The organism is Streptomyces sp. NPDC023527, from assembly GCF_055560115.1.
This window is the reverse complement of record NZ_JBVHJJ010000015.1, coordinates 99,707-124,092: the sequence shown is the minus strand read 5'-3', so window position 1 is coordinate 124,092 and position 24,386 is coordinate 99,707. Positions and strand designations below refer to the sequence as shown.

21 protein-coding genes are annotated in these 24,386 nt (G+C 72.2%); 7 read left to right on the top strand and 14 right to left on the bottom strand.

Annotated elements, in window-relative coordinates; all coding sequences use genetic code 11:
* Positions 1–9 precede the first annotated feature (9 nt).
* The 8 genes from ACZ303_RS27220 to ACZ303_RS27185 are packed head-to-tail and all read right to left on the bottom strand — an operon-like array spanning position 10 to position 7,022.
* Entirely contained in the window at positions 10–2,013 is a 2,004-nt protein-coding gene (locus ACZ303_RS27220; RefSeq protein ID WP_467343116.1) for an NADH-quinone oxidoreductase subunit 5 family protein, read from the bottom strand.
* On the bottom strand, positions 2,010–2,369 hold the full coding sequence (gene nuoK / locus ACZ303_RS27215; protein ID WP_467343115.1) for an NADH-quinone oxidoreductase subunit NuoK: 360 nt from the start codon (positions 2,367–2,369) through the stop codon (positions 2,010–2,012). Before nuoK ends, ACZ303_RS27220 begins: the two co-directional genes overlap by 4 nt.
* Positions 2,369–2,950 (bottom strand): NADH-quinone oxidoreductase subunit J family protein, encoded by a 582-nt coding sequence (locus ACZ303_RS27210; RefSeq protein WP_467343114.1) that lies wholly within the window; start codon positions 2,948–2,950, stop codon positions 2,369–2,371. The genes nuoK and ACZ303_RS27210 overlap by 1 nt, the downstream gene beginning before the upstream one ends.
* Complete coding sequence (locus tag ACZ303_RS27205) at positions 2,947–3,447, bottom strand: NuoI/complex I 23 kDa subunit family protein (protein ID WP_467343197.1); 501 nt, start codon at positions 3,445–3,447, stop codon at positions 2,947–2,949. Before ACZ303_RS27205 ends, ACZ303_RS27210 begins: the two co-directional genes overlap by 4 nt.
* 53 nt (positions 3,448–3,500) lie before the next feature.
* Positions 3,501–4,466 carry a complex I subunit 1/NuoH family protein gene (locus ACZ303_RS27200; RefSeq protein ID WP_467343113.1) on the bottom strand — a complete coding sequence of 322 codons (966 nt, stop codon included), beginning with the start codon at positions 4,464–4,466 and terminating at the stop codon, positions 3,501–3,503.
* Positions 4,463–5,992, bottom strand: a complete 1,530-nt coding sequence (locus tag ACZ303_RS27195; RefSeq protein WP_467343112.1) for an NADH-quinone oxidoreductase subunit C — start codon at positions 5,990–5,992, stop codon at positions 4,463–4,465. Before ACZ303_RS27195 ends, ACZ303_RS27200 begins: the two co-directional genes overlap by 4 nt.
* Positions 5,989–6,606 carry an NADH-quinone oxidoreductase subunit B gene (locus tag ACZ303_RS27190; RefSeq protein WP_467343111.1) on the bottom strand — a complete coding sequence of 206 codons (618 nt, stop codon included), beginning with the start codon at positions 6,604–6,606 and terminating at the stop codon, positions 5,989–5,991. Before ACZ303_RS27190 ends, ACZ303_RS27195 begins: the two co-directional genes overlap by 4 nt.
* Positions 6,597–7,022, bottom strand: coding sequence for an NADH-quinone oxidoreductase subunit A (locus tag ACZ303_RS27185; protein ID WP_467343110.1), 426 nt, complete (start codon positions 7,020–7,022; stop codon positions 6,597–6,599). Before ACZ303_RS27185 ends, ACZ303_RS27190 begins: the two co-directional genes overlap by 10 nt.
* A 153-nt stretch (positions 7,023–7,175) precedes the next feature.
* On the opposite strand from ACZ303_RS27185, the gene ACZ303_RS27180 reads away from it, so the two are divergent.
* From ACZ303_RS27180 to ACZ303_RS27150, 7 genes are all read left to right on the top strand, one after another.
* Complete coding sequence (locus ACZ303_RS27180; RefSeq protein ID WP_467343109.1) at positions 7,176–8,402, top strand: sensor histidine kinase; 1,227 nt, start codon at positions 7,176–7,178, stop codon at positions 8,400–8,402.
* A 193-nt stretch (positions 8,403–8,595) separates the two neighbouring features.
* Complete coding sequence (locus ACZ303_RS27175) at positions 8,596–9,915, top strand: sensor histidine kinase (RefSeq protein WP_467343108.1); 1,320 nt, start codon at positions 8,596–8,598, stop codon at positions 9,913–9,915.
* Positions 9,916–10,058: 143 nt separating this feature from the next.
* On the top strand, positions 10,059–10,730 hold the full coding sequence (locus ACZ303_RS27170) for a response regulator (protein ID WP_467343107.1): 672 nt from the start codon (positions 10,059–10,061) through the stop codon (positions 10,728–10,730).
* Positions 10,731–11,003: 273 nt separating this feature from the next.
* Positions 11,004–12,983 (top strand): 2-oxoacid:acceptor oxidoreductase subunit alpha, encoded by a 1,980-nt coding sequence (locus ACZ303_RS27165; RefSeq protein WP_467343106.1) that lies wholly within the window; start codon positions 11,004–11,006, stop codon positions 12,981–12,983.
* Positions 12,976–14,034, top strand: coding sequence for a 2-oxoacid:ferredoxin oxidoreductase subunit beta (locus ACZ303_RS27160; RefSeq protein WP_467343105.1), 1,059 nt, complete (start codon positions 12,976–12,978; stop codon positions 14,032–14,034). Before ACZ303_RS27165 ends, ACZ303_RS27160 begins: the two co-directional genes overlap by 8 nt.
* 168 nt (positions 14,035–14,202) lie before the next feature.
* Positions 14,203–15,204: an EamA family transporter RarD gene (gene rarD, locus ACZ303_RS27155; protein ID WP_467343104.1), complete on the top strand. Its 1,002-nt coding sequence runs from the start codon at positions 14,203–14,205 to the stop codon at positions 15,202–15,204.
* Positions 15,205–15,315: 111 nt separating this feature from the next.
* The gene (locus ACZ303_RS27150) at positions 15,316–16,665 is read left to right on the top strand and encodes a M28 family metallopeptidase (protein WP_467343103.1); all 1,350 of its coding nucleotides are present in this window, start codon (positions 15,316–15,318) and stop codon (positions 16,663–16,665) included.
* 82 nt (positions 16,666–16,747) lie between these two features.
* Here the strand turns inward: ACZ303_RS27150 and ACZ303_RS27145 are convergent, their stop codons facing one another.
* From ACZ303_RS27145 to ACZ303_RS27120, 6 genes are all read right to left on the bottom strand, one after another.
* A complete protein-coding gene (locus ACZ303_RS27145) occupies positions 16,748–17,629 on the bottom strand; it encodes an ABC transporter permease (protein WP_467343102.1) in 882 nt (293 codons plus the stop codon).
* On the bottom strand, positions 17,616–18,566 hold the full coding sequence (locus ACZ303_RS27140) for an ABC transporter ATP-binding protein (protein WP_467343101.1): 951 nt from the start codon (positions 18,564–18,566) through the stop codon (positions 17,616–17,618). The genes ACZ303_RS27145 and ACZ303_RS27140 overlap by 14 nt, the downstream gene beginning before the upstream one ends.
* Positions 18,567–18,640: 74 nt before the next feature.
* Complete coding sequence (locus ACZ303_RS27135) at positions 18,641–19,888, bottom strand: LolA family protein (RefSeq protein WP_467343100.1); 1,248 nt, start codon at positions 19,886–19,888, stop codon at positions 18,641–18,643.
* Positions 19,889–20,138: 250 nt separating this feature from the next.
* A complete protein-coding gene (locus ACZ303_RS27130) occupies positions 20,139–21,149 on the bottom strand; it encodes a polyprenyl synthetase family protein (protein WP_467343099.1) in 1,011 nt (336 codons plus the stop codon).
* A 683-nt stretch (positions 21,150–21,832) separates the two neighbouring features.
* A complete protein-coding gene (locus ACZ303_RS27125; RefSeq protein ID WP_467343098.1) occupies positions 21,833–23,029 on the bottom strand; it encodes an FAD-dependent oxidoreductase in 1,197 nt (398 codons plus the stop codon).
* A gap of 25 nt (positions 23,030–23,054) precedes the next feature.
* Positions 23,055–24,314, bottom strand: coding sequence for a carboxylate--amine ligase (locus ACZ303_RS27120; RefSeq protein WP_467343097.1), 1,260 nt, complete (start codon positions 24,312–24,314; stop codon positions 23,055–23,057).
* Positions 24,315–24,386 lie beyond the last annotated feature (72 nt).

Genomic DNA, 24,386 nt, shown 5'->3' with positions numbered 1-24,386 from the left:
GATTCACGGTCAGGCTCCGGTGGCTACGAGCACGGCGGTGACGGCCAGGACGACGGAGCCGGCGAGCAGGGCGCCGAGATAGGTCTGCACGTTGCCGGTCTGCGCGCGGCGGACGGCGGCGCCGAGGAGGCCGGGGGCGGTCGCCGCGCCGCGTACGTAGGTGTCGACGACCTCGCGGTCGAGGAAGTGCGCGAGCCGGGCGGCGTCGCGTACGGGCCGGACGAACACGGTCCGGTAGACGGCGTCGAGGTGGAAGCCGGCCGCGGCGTGCCGGTGCAGGGGGCCGAGGAGGAGGCGGCCGGGGTCGGCCGGGTCGGGCGCGGAGGCGATGTGTCCGTAGACGGCCTCGTGGCTGGCGATGGCTTCCTCCTCGGAGACCGCCGGGGAGGCGTCGGGGTCGGCGGCGACGGCGCCCATGGGCGTACGGGCGGCGAGGACGGCGGTGCGCCGCCAGGCCGCGTAGGTGAGGAGCGCGCCGATGAGGGCGGCGCCGGTGCCGAGGACGGAGGTGGTGAGGGTCGGGGTGAGGGAGCGCCCGTCGAACCAGTCGGGGAGTTTCCAGGCGGCGAGGCCGAGCCCGAGGGCGGGGAGGGCCAGCACCCACAGGACGGCGTTCATGGCGACCGGTTCCCGGCCGTGGGAGGGGGCCTCGGCGCCCTTGCCGTGGAAGGCCAGCAGCCACAGGCGGGTGGCGTAGCCGGCGGTGAGCACGGCGGTGACGAGCCCGGCGGCGAGGACGGTCCAGCCGGCCGCGCCCGGGATGCCGGCCGCGTCGCCGGTGGCGGCGTGCTCGGCGGCGCCGAGGACGGCCTCCTTGGAGAAGAAGCCGCTGAAGGGCGGGATCGCGGCGAGCGCGAGGAGGGCGACGGTCATCGTCCAGTACGCGTCGGGGATGCGCTTGGCGAGCCCGCCGGTCCGGGCCATGGCGGCGAGCGAGTTCGTACCGGCGGCGTGGATGATCACGCCTGCCCCGAGGAAGAGGAGGGCCTTGAACGCGCCGTGGGTGATGAGGTGGAAGACGGCGGCGTCGCGGTTTCCGACGGCGAGGGCACCGGTCATGTAGCCGAGCTGGCCGACGGTCGAGTAGGCGAGGACGCGTTTGATGTCGTCCTGGGCGAGCGCGGCGAGCGCCGAGCCCACCATCGTGACGGCGGCCATCACGGCCAGCACGACCAGCGCCGCCGTGGAGGCGGCGAAGACGGGGAGGAGCCGGGCGATGAAGTAGACGCCGGCCGCGACCATCGTCGCGGCGTGGATCAGCGCGGAGACGGGCGTGGGGCCGGCCATCGCGTCGGGCAGCCAGGTGTGCAGCGGGAACTGCGCGGACTTGCCCGCGACCCCCGCCAGGAGCAGCAGCGCGATCAGCGTGGGGTGGGCGATGTCGCCGGAGGCGGCGGCGCTGAGGATGCCGTTGATCCGGAAGGTCCCGGCGTCGGCGGCGAGCGCCAGGATGCCGATCAGGAAGGGGACGTCGCCGAGCTTGGTGACCAGGAACGCCTTGAGGGAGGCGGCGCGGGCGGCCTCGGTCTCCCAGTAGTGGCCGACCAGGAAGTACGAGCAGATGCCCATGATCTCCCAGCCGACCAGCAGCACCATCAGGTCGCCGGTGTAGACGACGAGCAGCATCGCGGAGGTGAAGAGGGAGACGAGGGCCGCGTAGGAGGGGTAGCGGGGGTCGTCGCGCAGATAGGCGGTCGAGTAGAGCTGGACGCAGGTCGCGACGGTGCCGACGAGCACCGCGACGAGGACGGCGAAGCCGTCCAGGTGCAGGGCCAGGTCGATCGGCACGGAGCCGGTCGGGGTGAGGCGGGTGGCCGCGTCGACGGCCTCGCCGGAGCCGGTGCCGCCGCCCTGCCGGCAGGCGACGACGACGGCGAGCACGGCCGCGGCGAGGGTCGGCAGGACGGCGAGGGGCCGTACGAACCCGGGCGCGCGGCGGCCGAGCAGCAGCCCGGCGACGGCGCCGAGGAAGGGCAGGAGGGGGACGAGTACGGCGGTGGTCGTGGTCGTCACGCGGCGGCCTCCGCCTTTTCCTCGCGGTCAGCGCGTCGGGGTGGGTGCTCGTCGGCGCTGAGGTCGCGGAGCCGGTCGATGTCGGCGGTGCCGCGGTTGCGGTACACGAGCAGCACGATGGCCAGGCCGATGCCGATCTCGGCGGCGGCGATGGCGATGATGAACAGGGTGAGCGCCTGGCCGGCGTGGAGCTCGTCGCGCAGCCACACGTCGAAGGCGACGAGGTTGAGGTTGACGGCGTTGAGCATCAGCTCGACGGACATCAGGACGAGGATGGCGTTGCGCCGGGCGAGGACGCCGTAGAGGCCGGTGCAGAAGAGGAGCGCGGCGAGCACGGCGGGGTAGACGAGATGCATCAGCCCTTGACCCCCTTCGCGACCTTGGCGTCCTTGTCGCTCTTCCGGGAGAGCACGATCGCGCCGACGAGGGCCGCGAGCAGCAGCACGGAGAGCGCCTCGAAGGGCAGCACCCAGTGCCGGAAGAGGATCTCTCCGGAGACCTTGGTGGAACCCTGCGGTGCGCCGCCGAGGCCGATCCAGGTCGTACGGAAGGCGTCGACGACCACCCAGACGAGGGCGCCGGCCGCGGCGACGGCGACCCCCAGGGCGGCCCAGCGGTTGCCCGAGTCGGCGTCCGGGGAGCGGCCGATGGGGGCCTTGGTGAGCATCAGCCCGAAGAGGAGGAGGACGACGACGGAGCCGACGTAGATCAGCACCTGCACCCAGGCGATGAACTCCGCGGTCAGCAGGAGGAACTCCACGGCGAGCCCGCCGAGGGTCACGACCAGCCAGAGGGCGGCGTGCACCAGCTGCTTGGTGGTGACGGTGACGAGGGCCGCGCCGAAGGTGACGAGGCCGACGAGGAGGAAGGCGATCTCGACGCCGGAGGTGGAGAGGAAGCCCTGCGTCTGGGCGGCGAGCACCGCGGTGCCGCTCATGCGTCGCCCTCCTTCTCCTGCTCGGCCGCCTGCTGGGCGGCCAGCTTCTCCGCCGTCTTACGGGCCGCCGCGATCTCCTTCGGCTCCTCGGCCGCGGGGTCGAGCGCGGGCGGCTCGGGCACGGTCCACATCCACTCGCGGAGCTTGTCGCGCTCGTGGGTGAGGTCGTGGATGTCGGTCTCGGCGTACTCGAATTCCGGGGACCAGAAGAGCGCGTCGAAGGGGCAGACCTCGATGCAGATGCCGCAGTACATGCACAGGGAGAAGTCGATCGCGAAGCGGTCGAGGACGTTCCGGCTGCGCTCGCGGCCGCCGGGGGCGGCCGGGGGCACGGTCTCCTTGTGGGAGTCGATGTAGATGCACCAGTCCGGGCACTCGCGGGCGCACAGCATGCAGACCGTGCAGTTCTCCTCGAACAGGCCGATCACACCGCGCGTGCGGGGCGGGAGCTCGGGCTGGACGTCCGGGTACTGGGCCGTGACGGTGCGCTTCGTCATCGTGCGGAGGGTGACGGCGAGGCCCTTGGCGAGGCCGGAGCCGGGGATCGGCACTACTGGATCACCACCTTGACGATGCCGGTCAGCGCGATCTGCGCCAGGGCGAGCGGAATGAGAACGGTCCAGGCCAGCTTCTGGAGCTGGTCCTCGCGGAGCCGGGGATAGGTCACGCGCAGCCAGATCACCACGAAGGCGAGCACGGCCGCCTTGAGCAGCGTCCACAGCCAGCCGAGGCCGTCGGCCCCGAAGGGGCCGTGCCAGCCGCCGAGGAAGAGGACGGTGGTGAGGCCGCAGAGTACGACGATGCCGGCGTACTCGGAGAGCAGGAAGAGGGCGAAGCGCAGGCCGGTGTACTCGGTGTACGCGCCGAAGATGATCTCGGAGTCGGCGACGGGCATGTCGAACGGCGGGCGTTGCAGCTCGGCCAGGCCGGCGACGAAGAAGACGAGCCCGCCGACGATCTGCCAGGGCACCCACCACCAGTGGAAGGCGTCCACGATGCCGGGCAGCGAGAGGGTGCCCGCCGCCATGGCGACCGAGGCGGCCGCGAGGAGCATCGGCAGCTCGTACGCCATCAGCTGGGCGGCGGTGCGCAACCCGCCGAGGAGCGAGAACTTGTTGGCCGACGCCCAGCCGGCCATCAGCGAACCGAGGACGCCCACGCCCATGACGGCGAGCACGAAGAAGATGCCGGCGTCGATGACCTGCCCGACGGCGTTGCCGGGCCCGATCGGGATGGCGACGAGCACGAGGAGGTACGGCAGCAGGGCGACGGCGGGCGCGAGCTGAAAGATCCGCCGGTCCGCGCCGGCGGGCACGACGTCCTCTTTCTGCGCGAACTTGACCCCGTCCGCGAGGAGCTGGGCCCACCCGTGGAACCCACCGGCGTACATGGGCCCGAGGCGCCCCTGCATGTGCGCCATGACCTTGTGCTCGGTCTGCCCGATCGCCAGCGGCAGCACGAGGAAGACGACGAACACGGCGAGGAGGCGCAGCACGACGTCGAGAGTGTCGCTCATGCGGTGTCGCCTCCGGCGGGGGTGTCGGGGTTTGCGGCTTCGCCGTTTGCCTGGCCGGCGGCTTTGGAGGACTTGGCGGGGGGCTCGTCGGCCGGGGCGGCCGGGGCGTTGCCGGCCTGGTCGCCGGGGGTGACCTCGGCCGGGGCGGCCGCGCCGTCGTCGGCCTGACCGGCCGCACCGGCTCGGGCGCGGGGGCCCGGCTGGGCGGCTTCATCGGTCTGGTCGGCGGGGGCGTCGGCCGGGCCGCCCGGCTCGGGCTTCGCGCCCGCGTCGGGCTCGGCGGCTTCGTCCGTTCGGGGGGCCGCGGTGGGCGGGGGCGTGTCGGCCGTCGGCTTGGGCTGGGGTTCGGCTGTTGTGTCGTCGAAGGCCGGGCGGGCGTGGTGCCAGGGGGCGTCGGACGAGCGCGGGGCCGGGCGCGGGCGGTCGGGCGCGGGCTGTGCCGCCGCCGACTGGCTCGCCGAGCCGTCACTCGCGCTTCGGGTGCGCCGGGCGGGTGCGGCTGCCCCCGGCTCGGGCGCGCCCGGAGCCTCGGGAGCCGATGCCTGCCGGCCGGCCGAGTCTTCGCCCGCGGTACGGGCACGCCGGGCCGGGGCGTCAGAAGCCGTCGCCTGCTGGCTCGCCGAACCCTCGCCCGCGGTACGGGTGCGGCGCGTCGGCACCGCTCCCTCCGCTGCCTGGCTCGCCGAGCCCTCGCCCGCACTACGGGAACGCCTCGCCGGGGCGGGTGTCCCCGCCTCGGGCGCGCCCGGAACCTCAGGCGCCGCCGCCTGGCTCGCCGAGCCCTCGCTCACGCTGCGCGCACGCCGCGCCGGGCGGTCGGCCGGGGGTGCGGTGCGGGCCGTGCGGGCGGGGCGGGTGGGGGCTGGGGGGAGTTGGCCCTTGAGGGGGCCCCATTCGTTGGGGTCGGGGACGCCCGGGGGGAGCATTTGGCGGCGCTTCGGGCCGCCGTGTTCCGACTCGCCCGGTTCCTTCGCGCCCGGCCACGCCTTCGCGACCCGTGCCGCCAGGACGAAGTCCTTGCGCAGCGGGTGGCCCTCGAAGCCCTCGGGGAGCAGCAGGGGGACGAGGTGGGGGTGGCCCGTGAAGTCCACGCCGAACATTTCGTGCGTCTCGCGCTCGTGCCAGGCCGCCCCGGCGTAGACGCCGATCGCGCTGGGCAGGACGGGCGCGTCGTGCGGCACGGTGGTCCGTACGATCAGGCGCCGTACGCCCGTCGCCGTGCCCTCGCCGGGTCCGCCCGGCAGCGCCGCGACGTGCGCGCACACCCGGAAGCCCGTGCCGGGTTCGTCGACGGCGCTCAGCCAGTCGAAGTACGTGCAGCCCAGCACGGAGCGAGCCGTTTCCAGAGCCGCCAGCCACGCGTCGGCGGGGACGTCGACGGTCAGGAGCTCGTACGCCTCCTCCGCGCTCGCGCCCTCGCCGAACAGTTCGGCGGCCGGACGCGGCAGCCAGCCCACGGCGGGTGCCACCGCGGGCTCGTCCGCGTCGGATGCCCGCGGGACGGGTTCGTTCGTCGGCTCGCTCATCGGTCCGTCTCTCCCGACTCCGCGGCGCCCGCGCCCGGCGTCGGCGGCGGCGTCACCAGGCCGCTCCGCAGCGCCGCCGTGGGCGTGCCGGCCCCGGCGGAGCCGTACCGCTCCCCCAGCGACTCCTTCGCGATCTTCTCCTGGAGCTTGAGGATGCCCTGGAGCAGCGCCTCCGGGCGCGGCGGGCAGCCCGGTACGTAGACGTCGACGGGGATGATCTGGTCGACGCCCTTGGTCACGGAGTACGAGTCCCAGTAGGGGCCGCCGCAGTTGGAGCAGGCGCCGAAGGAGATGACGTACTTCGGCTCGGGCATCTGCTCGTACAGGCGCTTGACCGCCGGTGCCATCTTGTCCGTCACCGTGCCGGAGACGATCATGAGGTCCGCCTGGCGGGGGCCCGGTGCGAAGGGGATGACGCCGAGGCGGATGAAGTCGTGGCGTGCCATGGACGCCGCGATGAACTCGATCGCGCAGCAGGCGAGGCCGAAGTTGAAGACCCACAGGCTGTAGCGGCGACCCCAGTTCAGGATCACCTTCATCGGCTCGGGCGCGAGGCGGGCCAGGGCGCCGAGCCGGCGGGGCTCGGGCAGGTCCACGGGCGGTGTCACGTCCATTCCAGGACGCCCTTCTTCCATGCGTACAACAGGCCCACGGCCAGGAAGCCGAGGAAGATGAACATCTCCACGAGCGTCGCGCCACCGAACCCCGGCGCGGCGAACACCGTCGCCCAGGGGAACAGGAAGATCGAGTCCACAGCGAAGATCACGTACAGGAAGGCGTAGACGTAATAGCGGACCTGGGTGTGTGCCCAGCCTTCGCCGACCGGGTCGACGCCGCATTCGTACGTCAGCAGCTTCTCGGGGGTCGGCACCACGGGCCGCAGCAGCCGTCCGGACGCGAAGGCGACGGCGACGAAGAGCACGCCGACGACCGCGAGCAGGCCGACCACGGAATAGCCCTGGAAATAGTCTGCCGCGATCTGGGCGCCGGTGTGAACACCGGCGTGGGCATCGGTACTACTGGTGCGCACGATGGCCTCCGGCACGTCCGCCCCTCGCTCCCTGTCCCGCGTGTTCGACGATCTGTACGCACGGGAGTCTAGGCCCTGGTGGGGTTATCCCCACCCCTCCCCACCCACGGCCCCCATGGCGGCGGGTCGTCCCGGCCAGGCAGGCTTGGGGATATGAGCGCCAGCAGTACCCCCAGAAAAGCCGCGAATGCCACCGACGGCGACCTACCCGACGACGGCTCCCGCGACGGCGAACGGCTGCCTCCCGCCCGCTTCGCCTTCGACGCGCGGACGTGGCGGGAGATCGGCCACCTCCTGATCAACCTTCCGGCCGGAATCCTCGCGTTCACCTACGTGGCGCTGTGGCTGTACGCGGGTCTCCTGCTGTCCGTCACCGTGATCGGTCTGCCGCTGCTGGCCGCCGGGCTGATGGGGTCGCGCGGGCTGGGCCGGTGGGAGAGGTACCGTGCGCGCCGGCTGCTGGGGGTGCGGATCGAAGAGCCGAGCCCGCTGTCGCGACAGCGCCGGAACCCCGGATTCTTCCCCTGGGTGTGGATGACGCTGAAGGATCCCGTGGCCTGGCGCTCCACGCTGTACGCGTTCATACGACTGCCATGGGGCGTTCTCACTTTCACCCTCACGCTGTGTGCGCTCTTCGTCGGCTGGCCGGTGCTGGGCTATCTGGCGCGGGCGTTGACGAACGCGGACCGGGCCATGGTGCGCGGGCTGCTGTGCCCGTCCGGCGAGCTGGAGCGGCGGATCGCCGAGCTGGAGGAGGACCGGGGCGTGGTCGTCGACACCGCCGCCGCCGACCTGCGCCGCATCGAGCGCGATCTCCACGACGGCGCCCAGGCCCGCCTGGTGGCCCTGGCCATGGGCCTGGGCCTGGCGAAGGAGAAGCTGCTGGAGGACCCGGAGGCCGCGGCGAAGATGGTCGACGAGGCGCACGGCGAGGTGAAGCTCGCCCTCCAGGAGCTGCGCGACCTCGCCCGCGGCATCCACCCGGCCGTCCTCACCGACCGGGGTCTGGACGCGGCGCTGTCCTCGGTGGCGGCGCGCTGCACCGTGCCGGTCACGGTCGACGTCGATCTGCCGGCCCGCCCGGCGCCCGCGATCGAGGGCATCGCCTACTTCACCGTCTCCGAACTGCTCCAGAACATCAGCAAGCACAGCCGGGCCCGCGCGGCGGACATCTGGCTGTGGCGCAAGGGGAACCGGCTGCTGATCCAGGTGCGCGACGACGGCCTCGGCGGCGCGTCGACGGACTCCGGCACGGGGCTGGCCGGGCTGGCCGAGCGGCTGGGCTCGGTCGACGGGCTGTTCGTCGTGGACTCCCCCGTCGGCGGGCCGACCGTGGTCACGGCCGAGCTGCCGTGGCGCGACCGCGCGACGGTGGGCTGAGCGGCGGCGGGCTGAGCGCTGGCGGTCCGAGTGGCGGCCTCCGCCCGGTCGCACCGCGCTGACCTGCCCCGTACCGAACGGGGGTAGGGACAGCCCCACCCCCAGGACACCGACGCGCTCCATGGTCCCGGGCGTCGCCGTCCGGGAGCCTGGAAGCACAAGCGAAGCCTGGAGATCGGACGAAGAGATGGTCATGGACGACGGACGGGCGAGCGCACCCCCGGCCCATCGGGTGCCCGCCGTGCTGCGCGCACCGCTGGAGGGCCGCACCTGGCGCGAGTTCCTCTATCTCCTGCTCAGTCTTCCGGTGTCGGTCGTCACCTTCAGCTACGCGATCACGATGGCCTCGCTCGGCGTCGGCCTGCTGATCACCTTCCTGGGCATCCCGGTGCTGGCCGCGGCGCTCGCCGGGGCGCGCGGGATCGGCGCGGTCGAGCGCGTACGGGCCCGGGCGCTGCTGCGCCTGGAGGTCGCCGACCCCGAGCCGGTGCGCGTCGCCAAGGGCCGCAGCGGCCCGATGGCCTGGACGGTGGCGCTGCTCAAGAGCGGGACGTCCTGGCGCCACCTGCTCTACTCGCTGCTGCACATGCCGTGGGCGATAGGCGCGTTCTGCGTGTCGCTGACCCTGTGGGCCGTCGGCTGGGCGGTGTTCCTCTATCCGCTGTACGCGTGGATGTACCCGAGGTTCTGGGGCCAGCCGGGCATGCAGATCTACGGCGACTCCGACGGCACCGCCCTCTACGTCGACAACCCCTTCGAGATCGGTGTCACCAGCGCCGCCGGCCTGGTCGTGGTCCTGGCCACCCCGTGGGTCATCCGCGGCATGGCGTACGTGGACCGGCTGCTGGTGCTCGGTCTGCTGGGCCCGTCGAGGCTCGCGACCCGGGTGTGGGAGCTGGAGGAGGACCGGGGCGTGGTCGTCGACACCGCCGCCGCCGACCTGCGCCGCATCGAGCGCGACCTGCACGACGGCGCCCAGGCCCGGCTCGTGGCGCTGGCCATGGACCTGGGGCTGGCGAAGGAGAAGCTGGAGGAGGACCCGGAGGCCGCGGCGAAGATGGTCGACGAGGCGCACGGCGAGGTGAAGCTCGCCCTCCAGGAGCTGCGCGACCTCGCCCGCGGCATCCACCCGGCGATCCTGACCGACCGGGGTCTGGGCCCGGCGCTGTCCGCGCTGGCCGCCCGCTGCACCGTGCCGGTCACGGTCGACGTCGATCTGCCGGCCCGCCCCGCGGCGGCGATCGAGGGCATCGCCTACTTCACCGTCTCCGAACTGCTCCAGAACATCAGCAAGCACAGCCGGGCCCGTAGTGCCGGCGTCGACGTCTGGCGGTCGGCGAACCGTCTGATGCTCCAGGTGACCGACGACGGCAAGGGCGGCGCGTCCACCGAGTCCGGCAGCGGGCTGGCCGGGCTGGCCGAGCGGCTGGGCTCGGTCGACGGTCTGCTGGTGATCGACTCCCCCGCGGGCGGCCCGACGACCGTGACCGCGGAACTGCCCTGGCGCGGCTGAGCGCCGCTCCCCCGTCGTACGCCTGCCGCGACCCCGCGTCGCCCCGGAGCGCACCGTGCTCCGGGGCGAATGCTGCGATGCTTGGCTCGTCGATGTCGCAGCGAACCCGGCGCGGGACGCCGGGACAGGGGGGCCGAGAGATCGTGGAGGACAGGGTGCGGGTGGTCATCGCCGAGGATTCGGTGCTTCTTCGGGAGGGCCTGACCCGGCTGCTGACCGACCGTGGGCACGACGTCGTGGCCGGTGTCGGCGACGCGCAGGCGCTGCTCAAGGCCATCAAGGAGCTCGCGGACGAGAACGCCCTGCCGGATGTGGTGGTCGCGGACGTCCGGATGCCGCCGACCCACACCGACGAGGGCGTACGGGCCGCCGTGCAGCTGCGCAAGGAGCACCCGGGGTTGGGCGTGCTGGTGCTCTCGCAGTACGTGGAGGAGCAGTACGCCACCGAGTTGCTGGCCGGCAGCAGCCGGGGTGTCGGCTATCTGCTGAAGGACCGGGTCGCGGAGGTGCGGGAGTTCGTGGACGCGGTGGTGCGCGTCGCGCGCGGCGGCACCGCCCTGGACCCCGAGGTGGTCGCGCAGTTGCTGGGCCGCAGCCGCAAGCAGGACGTGCTGGCCGGGCTGACGCCGCGGGAGCGGGAGGTCCTGGGACTGATGGCCGAGGGACGGACGAATTCCGCTGTCGCCCGTCAGCTGGTGGTCAGCGACGGTGCGGTGGAGAAGCACGTCAGCAACATCTTCCAGAAGCTCGGGCTGTCCCCGAGTGACGGGGATCACCGGCGGGTGCTGGCCGTGCTCACCTACCTCCGCTCCTGACCGGTCGGCAGGCCATCCCGTCGGGAGAGGTGTCCAGGTGGGCGGCCCGGCCCGGGCGTGGACCTAGAACCAAAGACCTAGGGGGAGGCGTCTTTCCCGGTGGGGTCCAAGGGGCTGACGAACCGCGTCTTATCGGCACATAACGGCCGGACATCCTCGCCCGCGTCTTGTGATCTTTCCCAGGTAGGCGACCCTTACCCACGTACGATGGCGGTGGGTAAGCCGGTCGGCACCACCGTGTGCGCGCCGCCGCCATGAGGGAGGTCCGAAGCAGTGACCAGCCAGGTCAGTAGCCCGGCCGAACAGGCCGAACCAGCCGAGCAGCCGGGTGGGGCCGCCCCGCCCGCTGCCGAGCGGGAGCCGTCACTTCCCGCCCCGGGGCAGCATGCCCCCGACGGCGCGAAGGAAGTCCGGCAGCTCGAGCGTGTGATCATCCGGTTCGCGGGGGACTCGGGTGACGGCATGCAGCTCACCGGAGACCGCTTCACGTCGGAGACGGCGTCGTTCGGCAATGACCTGTCCACGCTGCCGAACTTCCCCGCCGAGATCCGGGCGCCCGCCGGGACCCTGCCCGGTGTCTCGTCCTTCCAGCTGCACTTCGCCGACCACGACATCCTCACGCCGGGCGACGCCCCGGACGTGCTGGTGGCGATGAACCCGGCCGCGCTGAAGGCGAACATCGCGGACGTGCCGCGCGGCGCGGAGATCATCGTCAACACCGACGAGTTCACCAAGCGGCCCATGGCCAAGGTCGGCTATGAGACCTCACCGCTGGAGGACGGCTCGCTGGACGGCTACCGCGTGCACGGCGTGCCGCTGACGACGCTGACCGTCGAGGCGCTGAAGGACTTCGACCTCTCGCGCAAGGACGCGGGCCGCTCGAAGAACATGTTCGCGCTCGGTCTGCTGTCGTGGATGTACCACCGGCCCACACAGGGCACGGAGTCCTTCCTGCGCAAGAAGTTCGCGAAGAAGCCGGAGATCGCCGAGGCGAACGTCGCGGCGTTCCGCGCGGGCTGGAACTTCGGCGAGACCACCGAGGACTTCGCCGTCTCCTACGAGGTCGCGCCCGCGACGGCCGCGTTCCCCACGGGCACGTACCGCAACATCTCCGGGAACCTGGCCCTGTCGTACGGCCTGATCGCCGCCGCGCGCCAGGCGGACCTGCCGCTGTACCTGGGCTCGTACCCCATCACCCCGGCCTCGGACATCCTGCACGAGCTGTCGAAGCACAAGAACTTCGGTGTGCGGACCTTCCAGGCCGAGGACGAGATCGCCGGCATCGGCGCCGCGCTCGGCGCGGCCTTCGGCGGTTCGCTCGCGGTGACCACCACCTCGGGTCCGGGGGTGGCGCTGAAGTCCGAGACGATCGGTCTGGCGGTGTCGTTGGAGCTGCCGCTGCTGATCGTGGACATCCAGCGCGGCGGGCCCTCCACCGGTCTGCCGACCAAGACGGAGCAGGCCGACCTGCTGCAGGCGATGTACGGGCGCAACGGCGAGGCCCCGGTGCCGGTCGTCGCCCCGCGTACGGCCGCGGACTGTTTCGACGCGGCGATCGAGGCCGCGCGGATCGCGCTGACCTACCGCACCCCGGTGTTCCTGCTCTCCGACGGCTATCTCGCCAACGGCTCCGAGCCCTGGCGGATCCCGGAGACCCACGAGCTGCCCGACCTGCGGGTGCAGTTCGCCACCGGACCCAACCACACCCTGGCCGACGGCACCGACGTCTTCTGGCCCTACAAGCGCGACCCCCACACGCTCGCCCGCCCGTGGGCGGTGCCGGGCACGCCGGGGCTGGAGCACCGCATCGGCGGCATCGAGAAGCAGGACGGCACGGGCAACATCTCCTACGACCCGGCCAACCACGACTTCATGGTCCGCACCCGCCAGGCCAAGATCGACGGCATCGAGGTGCCCGACCTGGCCGTGGACGACCCGGACGGCGCGCGGACGCTGGTCCTGGGCTGGGGTTCGACGTACGGCCCGATCACGGCCGCCGTGCGCCGGCTGCGCGCGGAGGGCGTGCCCATCGCCCAGGCACACCTGCGCCACCTCAACCCCTTCCCGAAGAACCTGGGGAAGGTGCTGGCCGGCTACGACAAGGTGGTCGTCCCGGAGATGAACCTCGGCCAGCTCGCCACCCTCATCCGTGCGAAGTACCTGGTCGACGCCCACTCCTACAACCAGGTCAACGGCATGCCGTTCAAGGCGGAGCAGCTCGCCACGGTGCTCAAGGAGGCCAGCCATGGCTAAGACGAACGAGGCGCTGAAGCTGGTGCCCAAGGCCGAGGCGCAGCAGTCCATGAAGGACTTCAAGTCCGATCAGGAAGTGCGCTGGTGCCCCGGCTGCGGTGACTACGCGATCCTGGCCGCCGTGCAGGGCTTCATGCCCGAGCTCGGCCTCGCCAAGGAGAACATCGTCTTCGTCTCCGGCATCGGCTGTTCCTCCCGCTTCCCGTACTACATGAACACGTACGGGATGCACTCCATCCACGGCCGTGCCCCCGCCATCGCCACCGGCCTCGCCTCCTCCCGTCCTGACCTCTCCGTCTGGGTGGTCACGGGCGACGGCGACGCGCTGTCGATCGGCGGCAACCACCTGATCCACGCCCTGCGCCGCAACGTCAACCTCAAGATCCTGCTGTTCAACAACCGGATCTACGGGCTGACCAAGGGCCAGTACTCCCCGACCTCCGAGGTCGGCAAGATCACCAAGTCGACGCCGATGGGATCGCTGGACGCGCCCTTCAACCCGGTGTCGCTGGCGATCGGCGCCGAGGCGTCCTTCGTGGCCCGCACCGTCGACTCCGACCGCAAGCACCTCACCGAGGTCCTGCGGCAGGCGGCCGACCACCCGGGCACCGCGCTGGTGGAGATCTACCAGAACTGCAACATCTTCAACGACGGCGCGTTCGAGGTGCTCAAGGACAAGCAGCAGGCCGAGGAGGCGGTGATCCGCCTGGAGCACGGGCGGCCCATCCGCTTCGGCGCCGACGACGCCAAGGGCGTCGTACGCGACCGGGCCACCGGTGACCTTCGCGTCGTCGAGGTCACGGCGGAGAACGAGGCCGAGATCCTGGTCCACGACGCGCACGCCGCCTCGCCGACCACGGCCTTCGCCCTCTCCCGGCTCGCCGACCCCGACACCCTCCACCACACCCCCATCGGCGTCTTCCGCAGCACCGAACGACCCGTCTACGACACGCTGATGTCCGATCAGCTGGAGACCGCGGTCGAGCAGAAGGGCAAGGGCGACCTCTCGGCGCTCCTCGCCGGTGGCGACACCTGGACGGTCGTCGGCTGACCCGACGCGCCGGACGACGGCCGGGCATCCGCATCGGGTGCCCGGCCGTTCGCGTGGGCGGTCACCGGCGGCGTCATGACCGTTATCTGATACGGGCATGACATCGCCGCGGGCGCGGCGCTACCTTCGCAAGGTCGTCGTCGCCCACCCCACCCGGGAGGTACCCCAGTGAACCCGCCGTCGCCCCCGAACGAGACCCGCACAGGTCTGCTGTGCGCCGTCGCCGCCTATACGATCTGGGGCCTCTTCCCGCTCTACTGGCCGCTGTTGGAGCCGACCGGGGCGGTGGAGATCCTGGCGCACCGCATGGTGTGGTCGCTCGCCGCGGTCCTGGTCGTGCTGGCCGTCACGCGCCGCTGGGACTGGATACGCCCGCTGCTGCGGCAGCCCCGGCGGGTGGGGATGATCGCGCTGGGCGCGCTGTTCATCTCGGTGAACTGGGCCACGTACATCTGGGCCGTGAACTCCGGGCACGTCGTGGAGACGTCGATGGGCTACTTCATCAACCCGCTGGCCAGCATCGGCCTCGGTGTCCTGGTGCTGCGCGAGCGGTTGCGCGCGGTGCAGTGGACGGCGGTCGGCATCGGGGTGGCCGCGGTCGTCGTGCTGGCCGTCGGGTACGGCAAGCCGCCGTGGGTGGCGCTGACGCTGGCGGCGACGTTCAGCACGTACGGCCTGGTGAAGAAGAAGGTCGGGCTGGGCGGGCTGGAGTCGATGGCCGCGGAGACGGCCGTGCAGTTCCTGCCCGCGATGGGCTTCCTGGTGTTCCTGGGGGTGCGCGGCGAGTCCACGTTCGCGGGTACGGGCGGCGGGCACGCCGCGCTCCTGATGGGCACCGGCGCGATCACCGCACTGCCACTGATCTGCTTCGGCGTCGCGGCCGTGCGGCTGCCGCTGTCGGTGATCGGGATGCTCCAGTACCTCGCGCCCGTCTTCCAGTTCGCGCTGGGGCTCACGGTCTTCCACGAGTCGATGCCCGCCGAGCGGTGGGCCGGTTTCGCACTCGTCTGGCTGGCGCTGGCGCTGCTGACCTGGGACGCCCTGCGGACGGCCCGGAACGCGCGGACGGAGCTGCGGACGGCGCGGAGCAAGGCGGAGCAGGCCGCGGGTGTTCACACAGAAAACACACTGGCCCCAGAGGCACCAGAAGCCACAGCTCAGGGCCGGTAGGACGCCGCCCGATATCCGGAAACCGGTGTCCCGTGTCCGAAATCCGCCCTTGACGCTCTTTCGGGGCGGCCTCAACATCATGGCCACGTCAAATGGAGTTGGGAGCCCCCCATGCTTGACCTCATCGGACCAACCCTGCCCCGAAGATCTCGCGCCACGGCCCTGCTGGCGACCGGCGCGGCCATCGTCACCACTCTGCTCGGCGCGGCCTCCGCCCCGGCCCTGGCGGCCCCCACCACCGCCAAGGCCCCGGCCACCGCCGCCGTGCCCGACATCTCCGTCGCCAACGTCAAGGCGCACCTGAGCCAGCTGCAGTCGATCGCCTCCGCCAACGGCGGCAACCGCGCGCACGGCCGCAGCGGTTACAAGGCGTCCCTCGACTATGTGAAGGGCAAGCTGGACGCCGCCGGATTCACCACCACCGTGCAGCAGTTCACCTCCAGCGGCGCCACCGGCTACAACCTCATCGCCGACTGGCCCGGCGGCGACCCGGCCCACGTGGTCTTCGCCGGCGCCCACCTCGACTCGGTGTCCGCCGGGCCGGGCATCAACGACAACGGGTCCGGCTCGGCCGGCGTCCTCGAAACGGCCCTCACCGTGGCCCGCGAGGGCTACAAGCCGGGCAAGCACCTGCGGTTCGGCTGGTGGGGCGCGGAAGAGCTCGGCATGGTCGGGTCGAAGTACTACGTCAACAACCTGCCGTCCACCGAGCGCGCCAAGATCGACGGCTACCTCAACTTCGACATGATCGGCTCGCCCAACCCGGGCTACTTCGTCTATGACGACGACAGCGCGATCGAGGGCGTCTTCAAGGGCTTCTTCGCCGCCCGGAACATCTCCACCGAGATCGAGACCGAGGGCGACGGCCGCTCCGACCACGCGCCGTTCAAGAACGCGGGCATAGCCGTCGGCGGGCTGTTCAGCGGCGCGGACTACCGTAAGACGGCCGCGCAGGCCCAGAAGTGGGGCGGCACGGCGGGCCAGGCGTTCGACCGCTGCTACCACTCCTCCTGCGACACGTCGGCGAACATCGACGACAAGGCGCTGGACAACAACAGCGACGCCATCGCCCACTCCGTCTGGACGCTGAGCGGCGGCTCCACCACCCCGCCCGGCTCCTCCTTCGAGAACGCCGCCGACGTCGCCATCCCCGACGCGGGCGCGGCCGTCGAGTCACCGATCAACGTCACCGGCGTCACCGGCAACGCGCCCTCGACGCTCAAGGTCGGGGTCGACATCAAGCACACCTGGCGCGGCGACGTGGTCATCGACCTCGTCGGGCCGAGCGGGCGCGCGTACCGGCTGAAGGACTCCAGCGGCAATGACTCGGCGGACAACGTGATCGCCAGTTACACGGTCAACGCCTCGGGCGAGACGGCGAACGGGACGTGGAAGCTCCGCGTCCAGGACATCGCCGCGCAGGACACGGGCTACATCGACAGCTGGAAGCTGACCTTCTAGCGCCGCTCCCAGGACCACCACGAGGGCACAACCCCGCAAGAGGGCCCGGGGGATCGCGATGATCCCCCGGGCCCTCGCGGCGTCACGCCTTGATGTCCTTCGCCGTGAACCGCGCCCACGCCGCCGAGCCGAAGACGGCCGCGTACAGCAGCTGGAGGCGGGCGTTGTCCAGCAGCTGGTCCCAGTAGACCGGCCGGCGCAGCAGGTCCGCGAAGCTCAGCCAGTGGTGCGAGAAGAGATACGGCTGGATGGCGTGCAGCTGCGGGAACTGGTCGAGGATCTGCACCGTGATCAGCAGGCCCACCGTGGTGGCCATCGCCGCGATGCCGCTGTTGGTGAGCGTGGAGACGAACAGCCCCAGCGTCGCCAGCCCCACCAGCGACAGCGCGACGACACCCGCGATCGCCAGCGCGCGCAGCAGCCCTTCCGCGAAGGACACGGTCGTCCCGCTGATCAGCGTGACCTCGCCGACCGGGAACAGCAGCGCCCCCACGGCGAGCGCCGAGGCGGCGACCACCAGCGTGGCCACGAGGCAGAAAGCTAGCGTGGCGGCGTATTTGGCGAGCAGCAGCCGGGTGCGGCCGGCCGGGGCGACGAGGAGGTAGTGCAGGGTGCCCGCGCTCGCCTCACCGGCGATCGCGTCACCCGCGACCACGCCGACCGCCATCGGCAGGAAGAACGGCAGGGTCGCGGCGAGGGAGGTGAAGACCAGGAAGAGGCCGTTGTTGGTGACCTGGCCGAGGAACGCCGGGCCGCCGCCCGCACCGCCGACCGTGCCGCCGTCGCTGGTCTCGACCTTCACGGCGATGCCCACGAGGACGGGGACGACCGCGAGCACGCCGAGCAGGGCGAGCGTGCGCCACCGCCGGAACACCGTGCCGATCTCGCTGCGGAAGAGGGAGAGCTGCCACAGCGGGCTCACGGCCCGCCCCGGCCCGCCCGCCAACGGCTCAGCCCGCGACATCGAAGCCCTCCCCCGTGAGCGCCACGAAGGCGTCCTCCAGCGAGGCGCGTTCCCTGCCGAAGGCCCGTACGCGCACGCCTGCCGCGACCAGCGCCGCATTGAGGTCCGCGAGGTCGGGGGCGGTCGTGGTGGGCAGTTCGCCGGTGACCCGGTCGTCGGCGACCACGAGATCACTCACGCCGAGCTCCTTGAGGACACGGACGGCGTCCGCGGTGTCGGGGGTGGTCACGGCCAGCCGGCCGCGTGTGGAGGAGGCCAGCTCGGCGACCGTGCCCTGGGTGAGCAGCCGGCCCTGGGCCATGACCGCGGCGTGCGTGCAGACCTGCTCGATCTCGTCCAGGAGGTGGGAGGAGAGGAAGACGGTGGCGCCGTCGGCAGCGAGCTGTCGGACGAGGGTGCGGATCTCGCGCATGCCCTGCGGGTCGAGGCCGTTGGTCGGCTCGTCCAGGACGAGCAGCTCTCGCGGCTGGAGCAGGGCCGCGGCCAGGCCCAGGCGCTGCTTCATGCCCAGGGAGTACGCGCGCGCCTTCTTGCCCGCGGCGGCGACCAGGCCCACCCGCTCCAGCGCCGCGTCGGCCCGGGCCGCCCGGGTGCGGGGATCGGCCGTGGGGTCGGCGGCGTCGAAGCGTACGAGGTTGTCGCGGCCGGTGAGGAAGCCGTAGAAGGCGGGCCCCTCGATCAGGGCGCCCACCTTGGGCAGCACCCGGCGCCCCGCGCGCGGCATCGGCTCGCCGAGCACCTCGGCGGTGCCCGAGGTGGGTTCGATCAGGCCCATCAGCATCCGGATGGTGGTGGTCTTCCCGGAGCCGTTGGGGCCCAGGAACCCGAAGACGCTGCCGCGCGGCACCATGAGATCGAGCCGGTCCACGGCGAGCTGGCCGCCGCGGTAGCGCTTGGTGAGCCCACGCGTGCGGATCGCGGCGGGCCGCTGCTCCACCGGTTCCCCTTCCGTTCATCCGGCCCGGCGCGGGGCCCCGCCTGGCGGCGGCGCTCCCGGCCGGGCCGGGTCGGCTACTTCGCCGCCTTGATCAGGGCGTCCTTGGTGACGGCGCCCACATAGACCTTGCCGTCGTCGGTGATCAGGGCGTTGACCAGGCGGGTGGAGAAGACATGGCCCGAGCCGAAGGGGCCCGTGACCTTGCTGCCGAACTTCTCCAGCAGGCCGCCGCCGGGGGCGTTCTTGCCGAGGCTGCCACCCTTCTCGCCGCCGGCGCCCTTAGGCACCGTGAACTCGGCGATGGAGCCCCAGCTCTTCCCGATGACGTTGAAGCCCGAGAGGTCGGACATGTCCGGCAGCTCGCCGGGGGTGCCCGGGCGGGCGCCCTTGTGCTCCGCGCCGCCCTTGAGGTCCTTGTCCTCGGTGACCTTGGCGCCCTTCGGCGGGGTGAAGTCGAAGGTGCCCGCGCCCGGCTTGGAGAAGTCGACCTTGGTGAAGGCCGCATCGACGACGGCCTTGCCGCCGCTCTTCGGGGCGAGGGTGAACTTCAGGGGCGTGCCGGTCTTGGCGTCGACCGCGATGCGGACCGCGCCGATCGTCGACTCGGCCGCCTTCGGCTTGATGGCCAGCTGATAGGCGTCGCGCCCGGCCACCTTGGCCGTGCCGTCGACCGTCACGTCGGTCGTGTCGTCCACGGCGTCCAGCGCCTTCTTCGCCAGCTCCTGCGGCGAGGCGCCGCGCAGCTCCTCGGGGGCCGCCCGGTGCCCGGCACCGGCCTTCTCCCGGGGTGCGGTGGAGTGGTGCACGGTGTTGCTGCCGCTGTCGTACGCCCAGACCTGGTCGCCGTTGCGGATCAGGCTGTACTCGGCGGCGCGCTCGACGATCGACAGGCGCTGCTTGTCGGGGCCGTCGACGGCGAACCGCAGCGTGTGCGTGCCGGAGGCGAGCTCGGTGAGCTTGGCCTGCGGGGAGACGTCCGAGCCGCCGTGCTTGCCGCCCTTGCCGCCCTCGGCGCCGCCGAAGGAGACGCCGGACGGCAGCGACGGCAGGCCCAGGTCGGTGGATATCTTCAGCGAGCCGGACATCTGCTGGACGTCCGACTTGGCGACCTTGGCCACGAGCTCTTCCGCGCTGATCTTCGGCAGGTCGGGGTCACCGCTGCTGGCGAGCGCCGAGGTGATGCCGATCGTGGCCGCCGCGATCCCGGCGACCGCGACGGGCACGGCATAGCGGACGGCCTTGCGGCGGCCCCGGGGGCCCCCTGCGTCCGGTGCGGGGCCGCCGCTCTCCGCGGTGCCCTGGGTCGGTTCATTCGGTGCCATGTGGTCTACCTCCGTCGTCGCGGCGGTCATCACGTGCCCTGCACTCGCCCACCCCCCGGGCTCATTGTGGCCCGGCCGCGCGGCGGTGGAACGGGGAACCGGAGGTTTTCCCCGGTTCATGACACTCTCGATTCCACCAAACGACACCCCGTCGGGGCATCAGCCGACGGGATCAAGTCCGCGTACCTCTCGGGTATGACGCCCCCTAAGGGGCCATCACCCACATGGGGGTACGGCGGGGTCGGCCGGCTCAGCCGGCCCGGTGCACCACGGCGTCGCAGAGGTTCTCCAGCGCGGCCTTGGCGAAGCACTCGGGCAGCGGCGCCAGGATGGCCCGTGCCTCCTGGGCGTAGCGGACGGTGTCGCGCCGCGCCTGCTCCAGGGCGGGGTGGGCGCGCAGCCGGCGCAGCACCTCGGCGTGCAGGGCGTCGTCGGTGAGGTCGCCGTCGAGCAGCTCGCACAGCTGGAGGTCGTCGGCGGAGCCGGTGGCGGCGGCCTGGGCGCGCAGGTGCAGGACGGGCAGGGTGGGGATGCCCTCGCGCAGGTCGGTGCCGGGCGTCTTGCCGGACTCGTGGGAGTCGCTGGCGATGTCCAGGACGTCGTCGGCGAGCTGGAAGGCGGTGCCGAGCCGCTCGCCGTAGTGGGTGAGGATGTCGATCGTGCGCTCGTCGGCGCCGGACATCATCGCGCCGTACCGCCCGGAGACGGCGATCAGCGAGCCGGTCTTGCCGGCGATGACGTCGAGGTAGTGCTCGATGGGGTCGCGGCCGTCGCGCGGTCCGGCCGTCTCCAGGATCTGGCCGGTCACCAGGCGCTCGAACGCCTCGGCCTGGATGCGGACGGCCTCCGGCCCGAGGTCGGCGAGGATGTGCGAGGCGCGGGAGAAGAGGAAGTCGCCGGTCAGGACGGCGACGGAGTTGCCCCAGCGGGCGTTGGCGCTGTCCACGCCGCGCCGCACCTCGGCCTCGTCCATGACGTCGTCGTGGTACAGCGTCGCCAGGTGGGTGAGCTCGACCACGACGGCCGAGGGCACCACGCCGGGTGCGTACGGGTCGCCGAACTGCGCGGCGAGCATCACCAGCAGCGGGCGGAACCGCTTGCCGCCGGCCCGTACGAGATGCTGGGCGGCCTCGGTGATGAAGGGCACATCGCTCTTGGTGGCCTCCAGGAGGCCCTCCTCGACAGCGGCCAAACCGGCCTGGACATCGGCTTCAAGAGCCTGGTCCCGCACGCTCAGCCCGAAAGGCCCGACGACGGTCACGAGGGGTACTCCTGTCTGCCTGCGAACACGGGGTTTGTCGATGTGTCGCTGTCTCCACCGAAAGTCAGCGTATCCGGTCGGCTGTCGATCACCGTGGGCGCCTGCCCTTTCGATGGCTCTTCGCCGTATGTGCCCGGGGGTTTCCCCGGGATGCCCCGGGTGCCCTGTCGGGCCGCGCCCAAGCACGGTGGCGCTCCGCGGTGGGGCTCCGCGGTGGGGCTCCGCCCGTTCATCGCTTCCGGGTTCGGCGGTACGGCCTTGCCGCGTCGGCCGGTTCGGCGTCCGCGTCGGCCGGTTCGGCGCGTTGCGGCTCCGCCGGCTCCGCATCGTCGGCCTCCGTCGGTTCGGCACCGCCGGGCTGCCACGTGGTGGGCACGCGCCGTCGCGGCGGGAGGGGTGGCCCGGCGGGCTGCCCAGGGGGTGCCGCCCCCGTACACCTGCCGCGCCAAGGCCCGGCGTGCCGTGCCAAGGGGCCCGGCCGGTCCGCACGCCGGACCCGACGTACTCGCGCGGGTCCCCGGACTGCCCGTGCCAGGGGCCCGGCCGGTCCGCACGCCGGAGCCGGCGTGCCCGTGCGGGGCCCCCGCCCGCCCCCGGGCCCAGGCAAGGCATCCAGCCGCACTCCGCCCACAGAAGTAAGGGGACCGCCCGACGCGGTCCCCCACCCCTCGAGTCCCCGGCTCCTACAGTGCCCCCACCGCCCTGGCCAGGCGCGGGGACGCGTACTCCGTGCCGCAGACGAATCGCATCACCGGGCCGTAGCTGGATGCCGCCGGGAGGCCCGTGAAGAAGAGGCCCGGGACCGAGGAGTGGTAGCCCGCGCCCAGGCGGGGGCCGCCCGCGCCGGTGGCGAGGCGGGTGCGCAGGCCGTGGCCGAGGAAGTCCATGGCCGCCAGGTCCACGCGGTAGCCGGTCGCCGCGATGACGTGGTCGGCGGCGAGCTCTCCTTCGATGCCGTGCTCGCCGGCGAGGGTGAGCACCGGACGGCCCTCGTCCACCCTCGCCCCCGCGATCCGCTTGCCCTCGGAGACCTGGACCCGGCCGATGAACCGCTCGCGCAGCCACCACGCGCCCAGCGGCCCCAGCACCCGCTGGACGAGGAATTGCCGCGTCGGCGCCGGAAGATGGCGGAAACCGCCCGCGTGATACGAGAAGGCGTACAGCGACCAGGCCCGCCCGAAGGGGGTGTCGGGCTTGAGCGCCGACTGCCCGTCCGGCGCGGCGCCGAACCGCACCGCGCCCCGCCGCCGCGCGATCACCCGCACCGACGCGGCCCCCGCGTCGGCGAGCAGCACGGCGGTCTCCAGCGCCGACTGTCCGGCGCCGATGACGAGCACCTCCTTGCCGGCGAACCGCGACAGGTCGCGGTGTTGCGAGCTGTGCGAGACGGGCCCGCTCACCGAGGGCCCGTCGGGGACGGCCGCGGCCAGTTCGGCGGGCAGTCGGGCGAACCCGCTGAGCCCGGTGGCGACGACGACGGCGCGGGCGGTGAACTGCTCGCCGGAGTCCAGCTTCAGCTCGAAGCCCTTGGCCCGGCGGTCCACCGAGACCACCCGCACCTGTTCCAGCTCCGGCACCAGCCGCTCCTGGAACCACTGTCCGTACCGCGCGAAGGTCTCCACCGGGATGGTGTCCCAGTCCGATTCGTAGCGCCGCTCACCCGTGTCGCGGCAGAAGTCGAGAAGCGTGTGGCCCGGCTGAGGGGCGTCGATGTTGGAGGCGACGGGGGTGGATTTCAGGATCATTCCGGCGGGCATGTGCTCGCGCCAGCTCACCATCGGCGAACCGAAGACGCGGGTGCTCATGCCGTGCGCCCGCAGGTGAGCTGCGGTCGACAGGCCGTACGGACCGGCCCCGATGACGGCTACGGGAAGTGTCACGAGTCCCCTCCCAGGGCGTTACTTGTTACTCGACAACGGCAGCAGCGCGCCGGGAGCGCCACAGCTGCCACAGATGCCGCACGCCCGGCCGCACGAACCGGGCGAGCATGGTGAAGAAGGGCTTGAGGTCGTCCCGCGCGAGCCAGGCCAGCTCCGTGCCACTGGCGCGCGCGGGCGCGTGGGGGGTGGTGTACCCGCTGCGGCTGTAGGCGGCGAGGGCGGGCAGGTCGATGTTCTCCACGACGAAGCGCCGCCCGGTGAGCTGCTCGCCCTCGGGGACCTCGCACCCGGTCAGGTCCAGGTGCTGGGCGCGGACGACGTCCACGCCCGACTCGCTCTCGAAGAGGCGGAACTGCGCGCCCATCCGGGGGTTGAAGTCCAGGAGCTTGTAGCGGCCGTCCCGCCGGTCGAAGCGCCAGTCGAGGTCGACGATGCCGCTGAAGCCGATCTGCTTGATGAACTGCGCGGACATGTCGGCCAGTTCGGGGTTGTCGACGATGTAGGCGTGGGCGGTCATGCCCGCGTGTGGCGGCCAGGAGCGCACCTTGACGCCGGTGAACATCGCCAGCGGGGTGCTCTGCGCGTCGAAGTAGGCGTGGACGATCCAGTCCTCGGCGTCCTCGCGGGGCAGGTACTCCTGGAGGATCACACCGGGCGACGGGCCCCAGCCGCGCGCCAGGGCCAGCAGTTCGCGGGGGCCCCCTATGCGGGTCGTGCCGTGCACGGCGGGCTTGCGGCGCCGTTCGAACGCCTCCCGGTTCTTGGCCACCAGAGGGAAACGGGCCCGCGCGGCATACGCCTCGATCTCCTCGTAGGAGTCGGGGAAGAGGGCCTCCGGGGAGGGCACCCCGTGCTCCACGCAGAGCTCGTGCAGCCCCTGCTTGCTCGCGAGCCGGCGGGGCAGGTGCCGGTCGACGGGCGGGAAGAGGAAGCTGCCCGCCAGCTCCGGCGCGTGCTCGGCGATCAGCACGGCCGCCTCTTCGTCGGTGGGCACCAGGACGGTCGGGCGGCCGATCTCGCGCCCGATCCGCAGCAGGCCCTCGACGAGCTCCTCGGCGCCCTCGGTGCCGGTGGTCGGCCATACGAACCGGCCGTGCAGATAGCGGGAGACGGCGGCGGGGGTCCAGCGGTCCTCGGTGATGGCGTAGACCGGGACACCGAGTCTGCCGAGGCTGCGGATCGCGCCGACGCCACCGTGGTGGAGGGGGTAGTCGCCGATCTTCACTATGAGCCCTGGAACGGACCGGTCCGCCACGATGGGCGTGCTCCTGCTCGCCACCAGCATCCCCCTCGGCCACTCAGCCGCAGCGGCCCCCCCACTGTGCGTGACCCGACTTAGGACGCTACTTCGGAATCG

Coding starts and splice junctions, on each gene's coding strand:
- nuoK (WP_467343115.1), bottom strand. CDS start 2,369: ATGCATCTCGTCTACCCCGCCGTGCTCGCCGCGCTCCTCTTCTGCACC.
- ACZ303_RS27210 (WP_467343114.1), bottom strand. CDS start 2,950: ATGAGCGGCACCGCGGTGCTCGCCGCCCAGACGCAGGGCTTCCTCTCC.
- ACZ303_RS27205 (WP_467343197.1), bottom strand. CDS start 3,447: ATGACGAAGCGCACCGTCACGGCCCAGTACCCGGACGTCCAGCCCGAG.
- ACZ303_RS27200 (WP_467343113.1), bottom strand. CDS start 4,466: ATGAGCGACACTCTCGACGTCGTGCTGCGCCTCCTCGCCGTGTTCGTC.
- ACZ303_RS27195 (WP_467343112.1), bottom strand. CDS start 5,992: ATGAGCGAGCCGACGAACGAACCCGTCCCGCGGGCATCCGACGCGGAC.
- ACZ303_RS27190 (WP_467343111.1), bottom strand. CDS start 6,606: ATGGACGTGACACCGCCCGTGGACCTGCCCGAGCCCCGCCGGCTCGGC.
- ACZ303_RS27180 (WP_467343109.1), top strand. CDS start 7,176: ATGAGCGCCAGCAGTACCCCCAGAAAAGCCGCGAATGCCACCGACGGC.
- ACZ303_RS27175 (WP_467343108.1), top strand. CDS start 8,596: ATGGACGACGGACGGGCGAGCGCACCCCCGGCCCATCGGGTGCCCGCC.
- ACZ303_RS27160 (WP_467343105.1), top strand. CDS start 12,976: ATGGCTAAGACGAACGAGGCGCTGAAGCTGGTGCCCAAGGCCGAGGCG.
- ACZ303_RS27150 (WP_467343103.1), top strand. CDS start 15,316: ATGCTTGACCTCATCGGACCAACCCTGCCCCGAAGATCTCGCGCCACG.
- ACZ303_RS27145 (WP_467343102.1), bottom strand. CDS start 17,629: ATGTCGCGGGCTGAGCCGTTGGCGGGCGGGCCGGGGCGGGCCGTGAGC.
- ACZ303_RS27135 (WP_467343100.1), bottom strand. CDS start 19,888: ATGGCACCGAATGAACCGACCCAGGGCACCGCGGAGAGCGGCGGCCCC.
- ACZ303_RS27120 (WP_467343097.1), bottom strand. CDS start 24,314: ATGCTGGTGGCGAGCAGGAGCACGCCCATCGTGGCGGACCGGTCCGTT.